Here is a 17,927-nt window from a genome sequence, read left to right as displayed (position 1 = left end):
TTACAGCGTGGGATAATCGGTGTAGCCTTCAGCACCGCCGCCGTAGAAGCTTTCTGGGCGCTGAGGATTAAGTGGCGCATCTTGCTGCAGACGCTCGACCAGATCGGGGTTGGCGATATAATCGCGACCAAACGCCACGGCATCAATCAGTCCACGCGCAATCAGGTCATCCGCTTTTTCTACTGTATAGGCACCGGCACCAATGATGACGCCAGGGAACAGCTTCCGCACTTTCTCACGGAACGCGTCGGTGTAGGGCGTGCCGCCAGCCCAGTCAGGCTCAGACATATGCAGATAGGCAATGTTACGCTTCGCCAATTCACCGATATACCACAGTGCAGCTTCTTCTTCGTCTGGACCGTTATCCAGATTCTGGAAGCTACCAATGGGAGAAACACGAATACCTATGCGATCGGCTGACCAGTTTGCAATCACAGCATCAACAACTTCCAGCGCAAAACGGCCACGCTTCTCAATGCTGCCGCCATATTCATCGGTACGCGGGTTTGAATCTGGCGCAAGGAACTGATGAATCAGATACCCGTGTGCTGAGTGAAGCTCAAGCAAATCGAAATCAGCTTCACGCGCGTTTGTCGCCGATTGACCAAAATCTTTTACGATCTGCTGGATTTCCGCCACGCTTAATTCGCGCGGTGTCGAGGTATCTTCACGATAAACGCTGCCATCAGCAGCGCGAAGTGAAGTACGCGTACCTGCAGGAATAGCCGCTGGTGCTACCGGTGCGTTGCCTTCTGGCTGCACGCTGTGATGCGAAATACGTCCGGTATGCCAAAGTTGTACAGCGCTGTGACCGCCCGCTTCATGAATACCGTTATTGATCTCTTTCCATGCCGCGATTTGTGGCTGGGTGTGCAATCCCGGCGCGCCGGCATAGCCCTTAGCCTGGAAAGAGATCTGCGTGGCTTCGGTGATAATCAAGCCTGCGCTGGCACGTTGACGATAATATTCGCCCATCAGTGGAGTCGGTATATCGCCTGGCTCAATGCTGCGCAAACGGGTCAGCGGCGCCATGAAAACACGGTTTGGAACGGTGATTGCACCGACTTTTAGCGGACGAAACAGCTGGGTACTCGCCATGTAAACTCCTTATTAGTAGACCAGTCATCTATTAAGTGGCATTTTAAAAAACAAAATTGTCTTTTTAAAATCTCAAAAGTGCCATTTTAAAATCAGTGCGCATTTAGCCACTGTTCGATGGTAATGAGTGCGAGATGCATAGGTTGCACCTCACGGAAAATCTTGCTTTGTAAACTTGCGCCCAACCATAAAAGGTAGAGTAATTCGGCCATTTGCGCAGGCTGTTGCGGCAAGTTGACCGCTTCCTGCTGCTGCGCGGTCTGCAAAGTTTGAGCATAAACAGCAATGATTTTACTGGCGCCGAGTTGCAAAGCCTCTCGCATCGGTTCAGAGAGATCACACACTTCGGCTGAAAGCTTAACGCCTAAACAACCCACAATATGACCTTCTTCACGAAACAAACGCTCTGCGCGACGAAAATGGTTAAGTAATCGTTCTCGGGCACTTCCGGTTTCTTGCTGCAACTGATACTCAACATCTTGCAAATAGCGTGCAAAGTAACGTTCCAGCAAGACAACACCAAACACTTCCTTTGATCGGAAGTGATAATAGAAAGAGCCTTTCGGTACTTCTGCTAGCGTCAGCAGTTCGCTCAATCCCATGCCGGTAAAACCGCGTTGCAGACAAAGCTGCTCGCCTGTAACCAGCAAATGTTCTCGGGTATCGTTGCGTTGTCGCGTTATGTTCATGTCGGCCAGACTATTAGACCAGTTGGTCTATTGCAATGCCAAATTGCGCTTTCGGCACATACTGTTTAGTTTGTAGGGAGAGCAATAGCGCAAATTACGCCCGTTTATTGGGGTTTCTTGCTTAAAAACACTACGCTCTTTTTAGACCTCATGTTTTTTATTCGGAGATGCGGTGGCGGAGCAACTTGAATTTTTTCCCGTTCCCAGCCCTTGTCGCGGCATTTGTCAGACGGATGCGCGCGGCTTTTGTGTGGGATGTTTGCGCAGCCGTGATGAGCGGTTTAACTGGATACGCTTCAGCGATGGACAAAAGCGTGAAGTATTGCGCTTATGTCAGCAACGCCGTATACGCATGCTGCGCCAGAAGAAAATAGACGAGCCGCTTGATCCTGAACAACCTTCATTGTTCTGACGCGTTCCCCGTTTCCGTTATACTCCCTTACACGCCTTCAGCCCTTTCAATACAGGATGTTCACGATGTTAGAACCGCAATTGATCGCACCGCACGGACCCACTTTTTCGCCGCTAATTATGGGCTATTGGCGCCTGATGGAATGGGACATGACGCCGCAGCAGCGGGTGGCCTTTATAGAACACCATCTTGCGTTAGGCATTACCACTGTTGATCACGCCGATATATACGGTGAATATCGCTGTGAGGCTGCCTTCGGTGAAGCGATGAAACTGGCGCCAGCATTACGCAAACAGATGCAGATCGTCACTAAATGCGGTATCGCCACACGCGCTAAGCCAGAGCACCACATTGGTCACTACAATACCGATAAATCCCACATCCTGAGCAGCGCTGAAAAATCACTCAGCCATTTAGCGACCGATTATTTAGATCTGTTATTGATTCACCGTCCCGATCCGTTAATGGATGCAGATGAAGTCGCTGAAGCGTTCATTGCGCTGCATCAGAGCGGTAAGGTGCTCCATTTTGGCGTCTCCAACTTTACACCTACACAGCTCACGCTATTGCAAACGCGCTTGCCTTTCTCTTTAGTGACAAACCAATTAGAAATATCGCCGGTTCAGCAAAGTGTGTTACTGGATGGATCGTTGGATCAATGCCAACAACATCGCATTCGCCCAATGGCCTGGTCATGTTTGGGGGGCGGACTTTTATTCAGCGATCCACATTATCAACCGCTGCGTAATGAGCTCGAAACGGTGCGGCAGGAGATAGGTGCGTCAAGTCTGGAACAGGTGGTGTATGCCTGGGTGATGATGCTGCCCAGCAAGCCATTGCCCATCATTGGTTCGGGTAAAACACAACGCGTTAGCGAAGCTGCAGGTGCTGTGCAATTGAAGATGAATCGCCAGCAATGGTTCCGCATTCGTAAAGCGGCGCTGGGTTACGACGTGCCCTAAAGCGTAAAATTGCGTCAAACTTGAGCAAGATAACGCATCTAAGGCCAGGCTTATGGAACCCTGGAATGTAAAAGGAGTAACAATGAAAACGATAGCGTTATTGGCAATGTTAACGTGTGGCGCAGCACAAGCGGCTTCAGAGCAGGTCACCCTCCATCAGGTTACGGCTGAAGGCATCGGTAAAACGGTTGGCACAGTGACAATCGAAGAAACGCAGTATGGTTTACAGTTCACCCCTAAATTACAGGGATTAACACCCGGTATTCATGGTTTCCATGTTCATGCTAAAGGAAGCTGTGAACCGGGGCCTTCTGAAGGCAAAACGGTAGCGGCCGGTGCAGCGGGTGGACATTTGGATCCCGCCAACACGGGTAAACACCTCGGCCCATACGGTGAAGGTCATTTAGGCGATTTACCGGCCGTTTATGTCGATGATAAAGGCATGGCCAGTTATCCGGTGCTGGCACCGCGGATCAAATCGCTCAGCGAGGTCAAAGGTAAAGCATTGATGGTACACGTAGGCGGTGACAATCATGCTGACCATCCTCAGCCATTGGGCGGCGGCGGGGCGCGTTATGCCTGCGGCGTAATCTGACTTTACGGGCGGCTAGCCTTTGCCGCCTGCTTTCCTCTACGTTGTTTACTCTTTAGCGCTATCATCATAAACCGTTCCCCCCTATGATGTTGATTCAAGTAAGAAAGGTTGATGAGCTAAGGAGCAGGTGAATGAAACTATCGGGCGCATTATTATTGTGTCTGCTGCTAGTGGGATGCGATCAACCTAATGACACGCAGTTGGTGACCGAAACTGGGCGGCAACTTCAACGCACCATCGATACTAATCCGATGCGCGGCGTCTGCGAAAATATTGCTAAAGGCCGTGAGTGGCTGAGCAAAAACACCATGCGCAAGCTGGAAGCCAAAGGCTGTCAGGATGTGTTGCGCAGCGCCACTGAAACCAATTTCACTGATACCACCATCACGCACCGCGCCATGACCATGGTGTGCGGCGGAATTGAAGGCAAAAGCTTTACCGGTACCGCTATTATCAGGCGCTTTATCTTTTCACCTGATGAGAAAGCGCTGGTGATTCAGCCGATGGCGGAAGTGGACAAAACGCGTTTCGAAGGGCACAAAACGTTGCAGCAACTGCAGGATGAATTTAGCCGCCAACAGCAGCAATATTGCCGGTAATTAATCAGGTACAGCCTGTTTAAGTTGTGCCAAAGAACAGCGTAAACGCCAGAGAATTCCCGCTAATGTATTGGCCTCACTGTTTTCTTCCGTCAGTAGCTTATCAATAGTCGTGGCCAGTTCATCCAGCGTATTGTCGAGCGAGCCATGCCGCACACCATGGCTGCTGATAATTTGCTGTAAATTATGCAGACTGCCCTCGCGTATTTGCCCAAGCGAGGGTGATGAAGGCTGCCAGTCACGTAATTGCCAGACGATGTGCGAACAGTTAAGCAAAACCACGCCCCAGCGCAGTAACCAGACGCGCGCCTGCTCATCACGACTGTTACTCAGTTGGCTGATGTGGTGATAAATTTGTGACTCAAACCGATCTTCGCTTAAGCGCGGCCGCCGTCGTAGCTGATCGAGAAACGCTACGCGTAGCGCACGAATATGACGGCGACTGCGCCGTGCATCCGAACTCGGTCGTAAAATCTGAAACGCCAACCATGCCAGTAATACACCACAGACTTTCGCAATGTTGTCATTGAAGAAGTCTGCGTAATCCCAACTGGGTGGATTGGTCACAGCAATAAACGATCCCATAAAGACAATAAATTGCCCCCACATGCCTGCCCGCTGTTTTTGTTGCAGCTTAAAGAGTTGCAAAGTGATCAGGAGCGGAAACAGCAACAGCAGAAATTGCCACAGCTGATTGATCTGCACCATAAAGCCAAACTTCATCACAAAGCTGAACACGAACAGCCACAGCAGCGTTTTCAGTAACAAGCTCACGCTGCCACTGGGCGAAGGGGCGGAAGAGTAGAGCACACAGGCGATGGCCGTTAAGGTCAAGGCAGAAGCGCCAGATGACCATTGGGTGTTAATCCAGAAAGCACAGCCTAATACGATGACGCTAAAGGTGCGAAGCGCGCTCCAGCCCGCCTCAGCGCTGTCGCTTTCACGGGCCAGCGAAGCCACGCGCGGCGGCTGAAAACGGGTGTCAGCATCGGCGTGTTCAAGTAAGCGGATCCAACGCGAAACGTTTAAGTACATCCAGCAGAAGTAGCGCAGGCGCTGGCAGAATGCGCGCTGACGATAATCACCGTCTGCGGCGGGGGTGATAGTGCGCAGTATTTGTGCCAGACGATATTTATTGCAGTGCGGCGTGGCCAACTCTTCTGTGAGCTGCTGCATAGCAGCGTAAAGCGCTGCGGGAGCGTCCGGCCAGTTCAATAACATACGGCGTAAACTTGAGAGCACGCTGGTCAGCCGCAATTGCTGATGCAGTACATAGTTCAGTACATTGTTCTGCCGTCGATAGCGGTAATGACTCCAGAAGGCCTGAATGCGCAATAAATTCATGGTCAGGATCTGGCTAATGACGTTTTCATGTGCCGTTCGCACGTTATCGACATCATTCTGCTGTAGCAGCAGGATGGCATGATCCAGCAAACGCGCATGCATCTGTTTCAGCGAATTCATAAGGGCATCGCCGTCGGAGGTGCTGGGTAATACCATCATCATAAATCCGGCACATAAAATGCCTGAAATCACTTCACAGACCCGCGCCTGCGTAATAGTCCAGAGATCAGACACATCGGTAATATCAACGCTGCTAAAGGCAATAATTGCAGCGGTATAGCCCGCCAGCGAAAAAGCGTAGGCGACGTTATTTTGATAGTGATTGGCGATCCAGGTACAAAAAGCCAGCCAACCCGCAATAGCAAAGGTAAAAAGCCAGGGTTCATTCAGTGTATGACCCGCAATCAGCAGTGCAGCAGTTGCACCAAGCAAGCTGCCAACAATACGCCCAAGACTTTTACTGATCGCACCGCCGACGGTAGGAAAGCTAATCACAGCAGCTGAAGTCATTGCCCAGTAAGGCTCATCCAGCTCCAGTCCATACGCAATGCTCAACGCCATACACATTGCCAGCGCATTTCGTAACGCATAGCGCCACTGATTCGCGTTAGCTTTTATCCAGGGCAATTGATCCCAGGCGAGCCACTGAAAATTCATGGCTGAATGTTGATTGTGCAGGTTGTACCTGCAACTAATGGAACGTTATCGGGAATCGCGGCGAGGCGAATACGCACCGGTACGCGCTGCGCAAGCCGCACCCACGGCACGTTGGGTTTGATATCAGGAACCAGCTGGCTATCCGTATCAATACTTTGATCATAAATGGCGCGACCAATGCTTTCGACTTCGCCTTGCAAGCGTGCGCCATTGCTGTACAGCACAATTTGCGCCGCTGCGCCGGGACGAATATGACGCAGTTTGGTCTCTTCAAAATAGCCCATTACGTAGTAAGAGTGGCTGTCGACCAGCGCAAACAGCGGCGTTCCGGCAGTGGCGTAATTCCCTGGACGCAAAGTGAGGTTACTGATCCAGCCGTCAGTTGGCGCGGTAACGGTGGTTTGCTGGAGGTTCCAGCGCGCTTGATCCAACGTCGCCTGCGCAGCTTTGGCACTTGCCGCCATGGCATTGGCGCTCAAACGATAGGCATCTAAATCTTCGGCAGAAATCACGTTGCGCGGCAGGCTGGCACGGCGATTAGCTTCATGTTGCGCTTTAGCGAGATCGGCCTGCGCTTTGTTTAACTGCGCCTCCGCATTATGCAGCGCGATTTCCCATGGCACGGTATCGAGAGTGAGCAGTTGCTGGCCTTTATGTACGAACTGGTTGTCTTTCACCGCGAGGCTCACAATGCGTCCTGAAACCTGCGGTGTAATATCCACCAGCTCAGCGCGCACTTTGCCATCTCGTGTCCACGGTGACTGCATGTAGTAATTCCAAATCCACCAACCTGCCAGCAGCGCTAAGGTGAAGACAATCAGGGTTGAGAAATACTTTACCGCATTGAATTTCATATAATTATCCGTGACCAATAATCCAAAGTGCAGCGGTAACGCACAGCACAAACAGCGAGAAATCGAATAAAGTGGGATGCCAAACATCGCCCGAATAAACCCAGCCGCGTATCAAGGGATGGATGAGCAACCAAAAAAAGAAGCCAAGTAGCACCGCTTTAAAGAGGGGAGGAAAGAAGAGTGAAGCACCAAAAACCAGGTCAGTAAGCGGTTTGGCGCCAGCAAAATGAGATGTGGGCACGTTCATCATCCTTTGTTAACCCAGGTGTCTGTCTCAAAAAGCGTAGATGAGAGGCAGCGACTTGGCCTGAGATTTGTAATTTGTCCTTTAACCTCGCAAAATAGTGTAAAATCTGGCTTGATAGCTAGCAAGCTAATTATAAGGAGATGAAATGGATACGCCCCTCGGAACGGATTTATCTCGCCTGGTGCGCATCTGGCGCGCGTTGATTGATCAGCGTTTAAAACCGCTTGAGCTGACCCAAACTCACTGGGTGACGTTGCACAATATTCATCAACTGCCGCCAGAGCAGTCGCAAATTCAATTAGCCAAAGCCATTGGTATCGAACAGCCATCGCTGGTTCGTACGCTTGATCAGCTTGAAGAAAAAGGGCTCATTACCCGTTCGACGTGCGCCAATGACCGCCGTGCCAAACGCATTAAACTGACCCGTCAGGCTGAGCCGATTATCGAAAAAGTTGAAAATGTGATCGATGCAACCCGCGACGATATTCTGGCAGGAATCAGTCGCGATGAGATTACGCAGATGGTAACGCTGATTACCCGACTCGAAAAAAACATTCTGGAACTGCAGAATCGCGAGAAATAATGCGGAAAGTCGTATGAGGAGTCACGCGAGCAGTAAAAAAAAACCGACGCCCGGCGTCGGTTTTTTTATGCATTGTTTAGCGAGGTGAAACAGTTATCTGGCTGCCATTCGACGCCATTACGACGCGCTGACCCACTGAGTAGCGCGTGGCGGCTTGTTTTTGCACCACCATGATGGTGTTGCCGTCATCTTTGCGAATTTCAAGCTCAACGCCGTCGGCTTTGTTAACCGCACCTTGCACGCCTTGACCCGCTACGCCGCCCAATACCGCACCACCGGCTGTTGCCAGGCTGCGACCCGCGCCGCCGCCGATGGTATTGCCCAGGAAACCGCCTAGCACAGCACCCCCGATCGCACCAATTACGTTATTTTCATCGCCACCCTGAATCTTAACCGGGCGGACAGAAACCAAGGTGCCATAAGAAACGCTCTGGACCTGTTTAGCTTCATTTGCGCTATAGGTATCACCTGACAAGGTATCTGTATTGCTACAACCTGCCAGCATCACACCGGTCAAAGCGACCACAATTACACGCTTAATCATTTAAAAACTCCTTTAATCGAGAATGCGCCACGTTTATCGCGATATCCTGAAAACAGTATAAGCACAAACCTGGCAAATTAATCTTAGTCCGAAAAAAACGCGGTTGGCGGAAGCATAGACTACGAGGTGTCAACAATAATTCAATCGATGACAAAATAGTGTTGCCCTACGGTATTTGCTGCTGTGTCACGGTAGAAAGAATCATTTAATCATAGAATTAGCCAGCAGAATTTGTCAGGCTACCCACATCAGCAATGAACTTCCCGGCGGAAGTAAGGAATGACAATGAAATCAGGACGTTATATTGGCGTAATGTCCGGCACCAGTCTGGATGGTGTCGATGTCGTGCTGGCAGCGATTGATGAAAATATGGTTGCACAACAGGCGAGCTACTGCCATCCAATACCGCAGGCATTGCGTCATGAGGTTTTGGCGATTTGCCAGGGACAAACATTAACACTGTCGCAGTTGGGCCAATTAGATGCACGTCTGGGCAAGCTGTTTGCTGAAGCGGTCTTGACCTTAATGCAGCGTGAATCGCTGGAAGCCAGCGATGTGGTCGCTATTGGCTGCCATGGGCAAACGGTTTGGCATGAGCCGCTAAGCGCAGCACCCAATACCCTACAAATTGGTGACAATAATCAGATTGTCGCGGCAACCGGCGTTACCGTGGTGGGCGATTTTCGTCGGCGTGATATGGCGTTAGGTGGACAAGGCGCGCCGCTGGTACCCGCCTTTCATCAGGCGCTGTTAATGGACACCACTGAACGTCGCATGGTGCTGAACATTGGCGGTATCGCCAATCTCTCTTTACTGATCCCTGGCCAGCCGGTGCGTGGTTTTGATACCGGGCCAGGCAATATGCTGCTGGATGCCTGGATTTGGCGTAATCAGGGCAAGCCTTACGATAAAGATGCACACTGGGCCCGAAGCGGTACGCTGATTTCTGCGCTGCTGGAGAATTTACTGCGCGAACCCTGGTTGGCTTTGCCGCCGCCCAAAAGCACCGGGCGTGAATACTTTAACTTAGGTTGGCTGGAACAGCATCTGCGTGCCTTTCCTGGTGTGGCACCGCAAGATGTTCAGGCAACACTCACTGAATTCACGGCATTAACTATCGCACAGCAGGTTCAACTCAATGATGGCTGCGATCGGTTAATGGTGTGTGGTGGCGGTAGCCGAAATCCATTGTTGATGGCGCGTCTTGCAGCACATCTTCCCGGAACCGAAGTCACCACCACCGATGCAGCAGGCATCAGCGGTGATGATATGGAAGCGCTGGCTTTTGCCTGGCTGGCTTTTCGCACGATGTCAGGCATGCCGGGCAACCTGCCTGCCGTAACGGGGGCGCGTGAAAAGAGCATTTTGGGTGCGATCTATCCCGCAAACCCTCTCTATCGGCGTTGAGTTTTAGCATCATGTAAACGCGCAGGCAGACGAGTTTATTCCAAAGAATCGCATTATCTGGCGCTGCGGGCGATCTTAAAACGTTGGCTGTTTTCAGATGGCTCGCTTACTGCAGATAACGAAGCCCATTAAACTTTATCGGGCGTTCCTTCCGCAAACCGCCATTATTCCGCGTCTCCCACTCTGATTGAACACATCCTCCAGATAAATTACTAAATCCTTGTTATTTCTCAGTGTATCCAAAAGGGTGTTCTATAGTTAATCGCGTGATAAGCGATAACTACAGGAGAAATGCGCAATGTCGAAAGAGAAAGACAATAAAGAGATGAGCCACCGCGCGCCGTCAACCGGGCCGGAATCTGCTAAACCAGGGTTAGGTTCACTGGCACCTAAAGATGCTTCACATCAACCTTCTTCACATCCTACACCGCCAGGGAAAGAGCCTACGGCGCCCGGGAGTCTTAAAGCGCCTGATACGCACAATGCTAAGCTTGACCAGTTAGCTGCTAACCGAAAAAACGGTGAAAATGCCGCCCTAACCACCAATCAGGGCCTACGAATTTCAGATGACCAGAATTCCTTGCGCGCCGGCACACGCGGCCCGACGCTGCTTGAAGATTTCATTTTACGTGAAAAAATTACGCATTTTGACCATGAACGTATCCCGGAGCGTATCGTCCATGCCCGTGGCTCAGCAGCGCACGGCTATTTTCAGCCTTACCGCTCACTAAAAGATCTCACTAAAGCTGATTTCCTCGACGATCCCGACAAGATTACGCCGGTTTTTGTTCGTTTCTCTACCGTTCAAGGCGGCGCAGGATCGGCCGATACCGTGCGCGATATCCGCGGCTTCGCCACGAAATTTTATACTGAAGAGGGCGTTTTTGATTTAGTCGGTAACAACACGCCGGTTTTCTTTATCCAGGATGCTCACAAATTTCCAGACTTTGTCCACGCAGTAAAACCAGAGCCGCACAATGAAATTCCGCAAGGGCAGAGTGCACATGACACCTTCTGGGATTATGTTTCGCTGCAACCCGAAACGCTGCACAACGTCATCTGGGCGATGTCTGACCGTGGTATTCCGCGCAGCTACCGCACAATGGAAGGCTTTGGTATCCACACTTTCCGGCTGATTAATGCCGAAGGCAAAGCGACCTTTGTGCGTTTTCACTGGAAGCCGGTAGCGGGTAAAGCCTCACTGCTGTGGGATGAATCGCAGAAGCTCACCGGCCGCGATCCTGATTTTCATCGCCGCGATCTCTGGGAAGCGATTGAAGCGGGTGATTTCCCAGAATATGAGTTGGGGCTACAGCTGATTCCAGAAGAAGATGAGTTTAAGTTTGATTTCGACCTTCTTGATGCCACCAAGCTGATCCCCGAAGCGCTGGTTCCCGTTCAGCTGGTGGGTAAAATGGTGCTGAACCGTAACCCAGACAATTTCTTTGCTGAAACTGAACAGGTTGCATTCCACCCCGGTCATATTGTTCCCGGTCTCGACTTCACGAACGATCCGCTGTTGCAGGGCCGTCTTTTCTCCTATACCGATACGCAAATTAGCCGACTTGGTGGACCCAACTTCCACGAGATTCCGATTAATCGCCCCGTTTGCCCTTACCATAATTTCCAGCGTCAGGGCATGCATCGCATGGAGATCGACACCAATCCTGCCAACTATGAACCTAACTCCATTAATGACAACTGGCCGCGCGAAACGCCACCGGCAGCGAAAGGGGGCGGTTTTGAGAGTTATCAGGAACGCGTAGAAGGTCATAAGGTCCGCGAGCGCAGCGCGTCGTTCGGTGAATATTATTCTCAGCCGCGTTTGTTCTGGCAAAGCCAGACGCCTGTTGAGCAGCAGCATATTATCGGTGCCTATTCGTTCGAGCTGAGTAAGGTGGCTCGCCCTTATATTCGTGAACGTGTACTCGATCACCTGCTGCGTATAGATATAAAGCTCGCGCAGGGCGTGGCGGAAAATCTTGGTATTGCGTTGACGGAAGAGCAGTTGAATACGGCGCCGCCAAAAGAGGTGAATGGCTTGACCAAAGACAGCAGCCTCAGCCTTTACGCCACGCCAGGCGGCAGTATCAAAGGCCGCCAGGTCGCGCTGCTGCTGAGTGATGGGGTAAAATCTGCCGATGTATTAACGATTCTGCAGGCACTGAAAGCGCAGGGTGTACATGCAAAACTGCTGGCTTCGCACATGGGTCAGGTTCGTGCAGATGATGGCTCGGTGCTGCCTGTCGACGCAACGTTCAACGGCTTGCCTTCGCTCACCTTTGACGCTGTTATCGTCCCAGACGGCAACATTGACGCGCTGCTGCTCAGCGGTGATGCGCGTTACTTCCTGCTGGAAGCGTATAAGCACTTAAAAGTGGTCGGTTTAAGTGGCGATGCCCGTCGTTTCAAAGCGCAGTTTGGTTTGGGCGATGCTGACGTTGAAGAGGGAATCATCGAAGACAGCAAAGCCGAAGATGCGTTCATGAATGAATTCCTTTCTGCGATGGCATCACATCGCGTTTGGTCACGCAGTCAGAAAGCACTCTCCGTTCCGGCTTAATTGTTTACAGGGGCGTTTTCGCCCCTGTTTGCTTCTCTGCCAGCCGCTGCCGCCAGATTTCCCCTGCCTTTCCAGGTAAACTCGATTAATACCTTATCAGGGCACTTTTTATTGCCGCCTCGCGCTTAAAGGGCCGACGTTACCCGCGTGAAGAAAATATAAAGTGGTTTTCCGTTTCGCTAATCAAGTAGACGTGAGTGGCTTCGCCGCTTGAGGAAACAAATGTTATATCCTGGCCAATGCTCATTGAACTGAACGCCTCCACTGGTTGGGCTTGTTTCTGTATTTCAAGCACTATCCGCGAGGGGAAGGATTTATCATTCACCGTGTCAATGTGATAATTTCCTGTAAATTCAATGTCAGGGTTATCCAATATGTAAAATTGTCCTAGCGGCATAATAATATCCTCTTTGAAATGAGCGGGTTACCAAATTATTCAAAATTAATTGCGCAGGGTATATAACATAATAATATAGCACACGATTATATTACTGGATAAATGAACGACTTAGCTAAAAAGGGTGATCGCATTTGCGGGTTAATTGCCGCTTGCGCTTGCTTCAATAAATAAGCGCATTATTATCAATGCTACTAATCTATGGATAATATCTATAGCCATCATTTTTAATCCAGGCTGAGATTCTTAGTATGCTAACTTTTGAATGTCCCTCATGCGGCTGTAAAAAATTCCAATTTACTTTTTGCAGCGAAACGCGATTGCGCAGCCATGGAGCATCCTGCGCGCAATGCCGGGCCATAATGACGTTCGAATCCTGTCTTCAAAACACCGCTGCGCATTCTGATTATCGGGCGCTTAGCGGTTCTCTGGCCGAAACAGACAGGAAAAACTGAAAATCAGTAAGCGATACGGGCGTGGTATAAGGCATTACGGCAGCTGATAAGCTGACGATGCGGGTTCAAGTCCTGCTGCCCGTTCCCGTTTACACTTGCCGAACGGAAAGTATGGCTCTCTGTTATAGGGGGCAACGGCGTCGGCTATGTAATCGATGAAATTATTTATTTCTTCTGTTCTAATGAGTTAATAGGCGTCGATCCAGTTAATTTTTAAATTCTTTCGTTATTATTATTTCCCTGACGACAGGGCGCGAGTTTTTTTGCCGATTGGTGAATGAGGGATATAAATCCGTTGGCAAGCCTGGTGGCATCCGTACTGAAAAACATCGCAATTCTTTAATAAACCCCCACTGTTCCACTAAGAGGCAGTTAAAGAATTGGCCTTATAGCTTTCATGGTTTTTGTTCGAATAAATATTTTAGATAAAATCAACAGGATAAAGAAGCGAAAAGGATAAGTAGTAGCGTAATGTCACATTCCACGCAGGATAGCTTTTTAATAAGCCCGGTTTCCCGGGCTTTTTCAGTCGATGGCGGTCAGAAATTATCGTGTTTTAGCACTAAACAAACTCAGCCTTATTTCCGCTATTTTTTCTTAGTCGCAAGGCTATATTCTTTATACGCCTGCTCCATCATCTTGCGTAAAGCCTTACCTATAGCGGCATACTCATATTCATTGAGGTTTGCCAGAGAAATGCGTCCTGCGGGTTTTTGCGTGCCGAATCCTCTCCCTGGCAGCATGACGATGCCGGTTTGCTCTGCAATCTTGAACAGCAGATCGGTTGGGTTAAGCGTTTTATTGACCCATTGGGCAAACTCGTCACCGTAAACCTGACGCGAGATCGCCTCAAGATCCAGCAACGTGTAATAATCTACCGCTTCCTCATTATCGATATGGGAAATACCCAACTCTCGGTATAGCACCGCCTGACGCCGACGAATAATTTCGGACACGGCAGATTTGTAGCCATTTTCGCCATCCATCAATGCAAACAGACTGAATAACACCATCTGCACCTGTTGTGGGGTAGATAAGCCAGCGGTATGGTTCAACGCCACGCTGCGACTGTCAGCGACCACGCGGTCAAGGAAACGGAGTGCAGCCACATCCGGCGTCAGTGAAACATAGCGTTCGTCTAACCGTTTTTTCTCATCCGCACTGAGTTTGCTGATTTTATCATCAAGAATATTTTGTTGATGCGTGGCAATCACGCCCAGTCGCCAGCCGGTTGCGCCAAAATATTTTGAAAACGAATAGACCAGAATGGTGTTTTGCGGACAGGTAGCAAACAGAGATTTAAAGTTATGTGCAAAGGTGCCGTAGACATCATCAGTAAGGATGATCAGATCGGGCCGTTTCTCAACGATACTGCTCATCTTTTCTAAGCTGCGCGCGTCCATTTTCACCGACGCGGGATTGCTGGGATTGACGCAGAAAAAAATCTTCACGTCGGGATCCAATAGCTTATCGAGTTCTTCATCCGGGTATTGCCAGTTTTCTTCAGGAGAGGCGTTGATCATCACACTCTCCAGCTGGTAATCCTCAAGCTGTGGAATTTCGATATAAGGCGTAAAGATAGGCGCACCCATCGCCACCTTATCTCCCGCTTTAACAAGCCCGTTGGTTCGCAGCGTATTGAACAAATAGGTCATGGCTGCGGTGCCACCTTCCACAGCGAACAGATCAACATCTTCAGCAGAAATAAGCCCGCCTATCATCTCCTTAACGATATATTCACGGGTCACTTTTTCGCTGAGTCTTAGCATTCGCGGCGGAACCGGATAATTTGCGCCAAGAATACCTTCCACCATCTCATGTAAAAAGTCTGAAGCTGAAAGACCTAACTGATCGCGAACGTAGCTGACAGCGCGTGAGAGAAAGGCGACACCAGGGTGCTCATGCTCACGTGACAAATAGGCGTCAAAGCGCGCCTCAATGCCTTCAAGACGCGGCAGGCCACCAATGCCATGAGGCAGATAAGAGTAAGAAAGCTCCGCCTCTTCGGTTGCAAACAGTCCAAGTCGCCAAAAGGCACGCCGAGGCAGAGTGGCAAGGAAATTAGGATTGCCCCGACCCGCATTGAGCATAAGGCGGTCGGATTTGCTTGAGGCCAGCTCAATCAGCGCATCCTTGAGTTCAAAGGGGCTAAGTGATGCATATTTCTCGTAAGGATTGGACATGATAATACTCTCCTGAAGGAAGCATTTACGTACAGGTAAAGGTCAGACCAGCGCAACAATAAGCGGGCCCAGCAACGTGAGAAACACGTTTGCCAATCCATAGGTCACCGCAAACGGCGCGGTAGGAATGGAGTTGCCCGCCTTATCAAGGATTTCACCAAAGGCAGGGTTCGCGCTGCGCGTACCGGAGAGCGCGCCGGCAAAAACAGCAGTGTTGTCGTAATGCAGAAGGTAGCGGCCAATGAGCAGGGTGATCATCAAAGGCACCACTGTCACCACAATGCCGATTAAAAAAATTGAGATGCCGTTAGTCATCACGGTCTGCACGGCCTGCAGGCCTGATTGCAACCCCACTACAGCAACAAATCCTGCCAGACCGAGATCACGCAGTAAGCCTGAAGCGGGAAGCGGCATATTACCGATAAGCGGTTTGCGGGCCTGATACCAGCCAAACAGCAGGCCTGAAAGTAATGCACCGCCGCCGCTGCCCAGCGTGAGCGGCACCGCCCCGATGCGCAGCACCAACAAGCCCAAAATCAAACCAAAAGAGAGTCCCAAACCGTGAAACATAAGATCGGTCTTGGGACTTTTAATGAGCACCGGACCGGCTAACGTCGCGGCACGTTGAATATCCTGTTCGCTGCCGTACAGCGTCACAACGTCATTATGCTGAATGACGGTGTCTTCTTTTACCGGCACCAGGGTTTCCCCGCGCTTAAGTGCTGCCACATAAATGCCGTGTCGAACTTCGCCGGAGATTTGATGGCGAAGCTCACCAATGCGTTTTCCCACTAGCGAGGGATTTGTCAGCAGGGTATCCGTAGTTTGCATGGTCATCTCTGGCCCTTCATCCGCAGCCAGTTCTTTTCCGAAGGAAGGGGCGAGAGAAATAATGCCTTTACGGCGACCCACTAACAGCAACACATCGGTCTCGTTCAACCGCATTTCAGGTGTGACAGCAATCACTTTATCGTTGCGTTTTAGGCGCTCCAGCGTGACGGGAAAAAGAGGATCTGCGCTGGCCTCAATTTCTGCAATGGTCTTGCCTCCAGCCGGCCCAGCGAGAAATACCCGTCCGACTAATTCGGGCAGCGCTGGCTCCTGACCGGGCGCAAGCACCGTGGTTCCCTGCATCAGTTCAAGTTCTGCCTTGAGGGCATCTTCACGTATGGAACGGCCCATGATCCTTGGCAGGATGTTCACGCAGATGATGATGGCGCCCAACGATCCAAATATGTATGTCACCGCATAGCCAACAGCGACATTACCTTGCATTTGTTGCAGCTGTGTTGGATCAAGACCCAGTTTGGCTATCGCCGCACTGGCCGTGCCGATGATGGCCGATTGGGTAAGTGCACCCGCAGCAATACCTGCCGCGATGCCTTTATCCAACGCAAACACTTTGGCCATCGCCACTATGGTAACCAATGACGAGATAACCAGAATCAGCGCCAGAGCAATTTCCCGAATCGTCCGTCGCCCTAATGAGGAGAAGAATTTAGGACCGCTTTCAAAACCTACCGCATAGATAAAAACGGCAAACAGTACATTTTTAATGCCACTGTCGATGGTGACTCCAACCTGGCTAATTAACACGGCAACCAGCAGCGCACCGGCCACGCCGCCCAGCTGAAAAGCGCCCAGTTTGAACTTACCAATCCATGTGCCGATAGCGAGCGAAAGAAACAGGGCGAGTTCCGGCGACAGACGAAATACTTCATGAAGCAAGTTCATAGAAGGGTATCCTGCAATACGGTTCATGGGGTTCTACAGGCAATGCTATGCCTGAAGAAAATATATTCATTAAAGGGTTTCATTATTAATAACACCCTAAACAGGGTAGCTGCATCTGTTAGCATTACAAATAAAATTCGCTCTGTTAGATTAATATTTTTTATTTCAGCTTGATGTGGAAATTGCAGGGCGTTCTATTATGCTTTCTAAAACAGACTGATTTTAACAAGGGTAAGTCTATAATTTCATTCGGCGATATACGTCCTGTTAGTTATGTTCAGGGCCAGGATTTATTGCTTTTTTCCATTATTTTGGAATGGTGGTCACAGTTCGAATCCCATAAATGAGACTGCCTGAGGTATCACTTGATGGGATTAACCTGACATAAAGAAAGGCGAAAGGGGTACAGCTAAATTAACGCTTGCCAGTAGGTTTATATAAATTTCAATGTCATTTAGATTATGTTTAAGTTGTTTTTTTTCTTTAAGTTTCAATAACATTTGTATTTTATTTGTAATAAAACCGTCATCAAAGAGTGGATTTAAAAAGTATAATTAAAATGCTACTTATCAATTTAGTTACAAACTATTACGTTAAGAATATT

General features: G+C 50.0%; 15 protein-coding genes and 1 tRNA gene. 8 read left to right on the top strand and 8 right to left on the bottom strand.

Annotation, left to right across the window (positions count from 1 at the left end):
- Together MUG06_RS06085 and MUG06_RS06080 are read right to left on the bottom strand one after the other, a co-directional pair.
- Window positions 1-1,098, bottom strand: a complete 1,098-nt coding sequence (locus tag MUG06_RS06085) for an alkene reductase (RefSeq protein ID WP_243078059.1) — start codon at window positions 1,096-1,098, stop codon at window positions 1-3.
- A 92-nt stretch (window positions 1,099-1,190) separates the two neighbouring features.
- Window positions 1,191-1,787, bottom strand: a complete 597-nt coding sequence (locus MUG06_RS06080) for a TetR/AcrR family transcriptional regulator (protein WP_243078058.1) — start codon at window positions 1,785-1,787, stop codon at window positions 1,191-1,193.
- Between the two features lie 172 nt (window positions 1,788-1,959).
- Between MUG06_RS06080 and MUG06_RS06075 the strand changes: the two genes are divergently transcribed.
- The 4 genes from MUG06_RS06075 to MUG06_RS06060 all read left to right on the top strand — a co-directional run bounded on the left by MUG06_RS06075 (window position 1,960) and on the right by MUG06_RS06060 (window position 4,355).
- Window positions 1,960-2,199, top strand: coding sequence for a DUF1289 domain-containing protein (locus MUG06_RS06075; RefSeq protein ID WP_243078057.1), 240 nt, complete (start codon window positions 1,960-1,962; stop codon window positions 2,197-2,199).
- 65 nt (window positions 2,200-2,264) lie between these two features.
- A complete protein-coding gene (locus MUG06_RS06070) occupies window positions 2,265-3,161 on the top strand; it encodes an aldo/keto reductase family oxidoreductase (protein ID WP_243078056.1) in 897 nt (298 codons plus the stop codon).
- An 82-nt stretch (window positions 3,162-3,243) separates the two neighbouring features.
- The gene (gene sodC / locus MUG06_RS06065) at window positions 3,244-3,756 is read left to right on the top strand and encodes a superoxide dismutase [Cu-Zn] SodC (protein WP_243078055.1); all 513 of its coding nucleotides are present in this window, start codon (window positions 3,244-3,246) and stop codon (window positions 3,754-3,756) included.
- Window positions 3,757-3,887: 131 nt separating this feature from the next.
- Complete coding sequence (locus MUG06_RS06060) at window positions 3,888-4,355, top strand: hypothetical protein (RefSeq protein WP_243078054.1); 468 nt, start codon at window positions 3,888-3,890, stop codon at window positions 4,353-4,355.
- Here the strand turns inward: MUG06_RS06060 and MUG06_RS06055 are convergent, their stop codons facing one another.
- The 3 genes from MUG06_RS06055 to MUG06_RS06045 are packed head-to-tail and all read right to left on the bottom strand — an operon-like array spanning window position 4,356 to window position 7,457.
- Window positions 4,356-6,356 carry an FUSC family protein gene (locus MUG06_RS06055; protein WP_243078053.1) on the bottom strand — a complete coding sequence of 667 codons (2,001 nt, stop codon included), beginning with the start codon at window positions 6,354-6,356 and terminating at the stop codon, window positions 4,356-4,358.
- Window positions 6,353-7,210 carry an HlyD family secretion protein gene (locus MUG06_RS06050; RefSeq protein WP_243078052.1) on the bottom strand — a complete coding sequence of 286 codons (858 nt, stop codon included), beginning with the start codon at window positions 7,208-7,210 and terminating at the stop codon, window positions 6,353-6,355. The genes MUG06_RS06055 and MUG06_RS06050 overlap by 4 nt, the downstream gene beginning before the upstream one ends.
- A 4-nt stretch (window positions 7,211-7,214) precedes the next feature.
- Window positions 7,215-7,457: a DUF1656 domain-containing protein gene (locus tag MUG06_RS06045; protein ID WP_243078502.1), complete on the bottom strand. Its 243-nt coding sequence runs from the start codon at window positions 7,455-7,457 to the stop codon at window positions 7,215-7,217.
- A 145-nt stretch (window positions 7,458-7,602) separates the two neighbouring features.
- Between MUG06_RS06045 and slyA the strand changes: the two genes are divergently transcribed.
- Window positions 7,603-8,040, top strand: coding sequence for a transcriptional regulator SlyA (slyA, locus tag MUG06_RS06040; protein WP_215846918.1), 438 nt, complete (start codon window positions 7,603-7,605; stop codon window positions 8,038-8,040).
- A 76-nt stretch (window positions 8,041-8,116) separates the two neighbouring features.
- Here slyA and MUG06_RS06035 read toward each other — a convergent pair whose 3' ends face one another.
- A complete protein-coding gene (locus MUG06_RS06035; protein WP_243078051.1) occupies window positions 8,117-8,584 on the bottom strand; it encodes a glycine zipper 2TM domain-containing protein in 468 nt (155 codons plus the stop codon).
- 285 nt (window positions 8,585-8,869) lie between these two features.
- On the opposite strand from MUG06_RS06035, the gene anmK reads away from it, so the two are divergent.
- The 3 genes from anmK (at window position 8,870) to MUG06_RS06020 (ending at window position 13,490) form a co-directional block, all read left to right on the top strand.
- On the top strand, window positions 8,870-9,991 hold the full coding sequence (gene anmK, locus MUG06_RS06030) for an anhydro-N-acetylmuramic acid kinase (protein ID WP_243078050.1): 1,122 nt from the start codon (window positions 8,870-8,872) through the stop codon (window positions 9,989-9,991).
- A gap of 298 nt (window positions 9,992-10,289) precedes the next feature.
- Window positions 10,290-12,554, top strand: a complete 2,265-nt coding sequence (gene katE, locus MUG06_RS06025) for a catalase HPII (protein ID WP_243078049.1) — start codon at window positions 10,290-10,292, stop codon at window positions 12,552-12,554.
- A gap of 867 nt (window positions 12,555-13,421) precedes the next feature.
- Window positions 13,422-13,490 (top strand) — tRNA-OTHER (locus MUG06_RS06020).
- 503 nt (window positions 13,491-13,993) lie between these two features.
- Here the strand turns inward: MUG06_RS06020 and MUG06_RS06015 are convergent.
- Both MUG06_RS06015 and aspT read right to left on the bottom strand, forming a co-directional pair.
- Window positions 13,994-15,589 carry a bifunctional aspartate transaminase/aspartate 4-decarboxylase gene (locus tag MUG06_RS06015; RefSeq protein WP_243078048.1) on the bottom strand — a complete coding sequence of 532 codons (1,596 nt, stop codon included), beginning with the start codon at window positions 15,587-15,589 and terminating at the stop codon, window positions 13,994-13,996.
- A gap of 42 nt (window positions 15,590-15,631) precedes the next feature.
- The gene (gene aspT, locus MUG06_RS06010) at window positions 15,632-17,323 is read right to left on the bottom strand and encodes an aspartate-alanine antiporter (protein WP_215846914.1); all 1,692 of its coding nucleotides are present in this window, start codon (window positions 17,321-17,323) and stop codon (window positions 15,632-15,634) included.
- Window positions 17,324-17,927 lie beyond the last annotated feature (604 nt).

This window comes from Pantoea sp. MQR6, from assembly GCF_022761075.1.
Classification (GTDB): Bacteria; Pseudomonadota; Gammaproteobacteria; order Enterobacterales; family Enterobacteriaceae; genus Pantoea; species Pantoea phytostimulans.
This window is presented reverse-complemented; position numbering and strand designations above follow the sequence as displayed.

Bases quoted from the DNA above. Each gene is read 5' to 3' on its own strand.
- MUG06_RS06085 (WP_243078059.1), bottom strand. From the start codon at position 1,098: ATGGCGAGTACCCAGCTGTTTCGTCCGCTAAAAGTCGGTGCAATCACC.
- MUG06_RS06080 (WP_243078058.1), bottom strand. From the start codon at position 1,787: ATGAACATAACGCGACAACGCAACGATACCCGAGAACATTTGCTGGTT.
- MUG06_RS06070 (WP_243078056.1), top strand. From the start codon at position 2,265: ATGTTAGAACCGCAATTGATCGCACCGCACGGACCCACTTTTTCGCCG.
- sodC (WP_243078055.1), top strand. From the start codon at position 3,244: ATGAAAACGATAGCGTTATTGGCAATGTTAACGTGTGGCGCAGCACAA.
- MUG06_RS06060 (WP_243078054.1), top strand. From the start codon at position 3,888: ATGAAACTATCGGGCGCATTATTATTGTGTCTGCTGCTAGTGGGATGC.
- MUG06_RS06055 (WP_243078053.1), bottom strand. From the start codon at position 6,356: ATGAATTTTCAGTGGCTCGCCTGGGATCAATTGCCCTGGATAAAAGCT.
- MUG06_RS06050 (WP_243078052.1), bottom strand. From the start codon at position 7,210: ATGAAATTCAATGCGGTAAAGTATTTCTCAACCCTGATTGTCTTCACC.
- MUG06_RS06045 (WP_243078502.1), bottom strand. From the start codon at position 7,457: ATGAACGTGCCCACATCTCATTTTGCTGGCGCCAAACCGCTTACTGAC.
- slyA (WP_215846918.1), top strand. From the start codon at position 7,603: ATGGATACGCCCCTCGGAACGGATTTATCTCGCCTGGTGCGCATCTGG.
- MUG06_RS06035 (WP_243078051.1), bottom strand. From the start codon at position 8,584: ATGATTAAGCGTGTAATTGTGGTCGCTTTGACCGGTGTGATGCTGGCA.
- anmK (WP_243078050.1), top strand. From the start codon at position 8,870: ATGAAATCAGGACGTTATATTGGCGTAATGTCCGGCACCAGTCTGGAT.
- katE (WP_243078049.1), top strand. From the start codon at position 10,290: ATGTCGAAAGAGAAAGACAATAAAGAGATGAGCCACCGCGCGCCGTCA.
- MUG06_RS06015 (WP_243078048.1), bottom strand. From the start codon at position 15,589: ATGTCCAATCCTTACGAGAAATATGCATCACTTAGCCCCTTTGAACTC.
- aspT (WP_215846914.1), bottom strand. From the start codon at position 17,323: ATGAACTTGCTTCATGAAGTATTTCGTCTGTCGCCGGAACTCGCCCTG.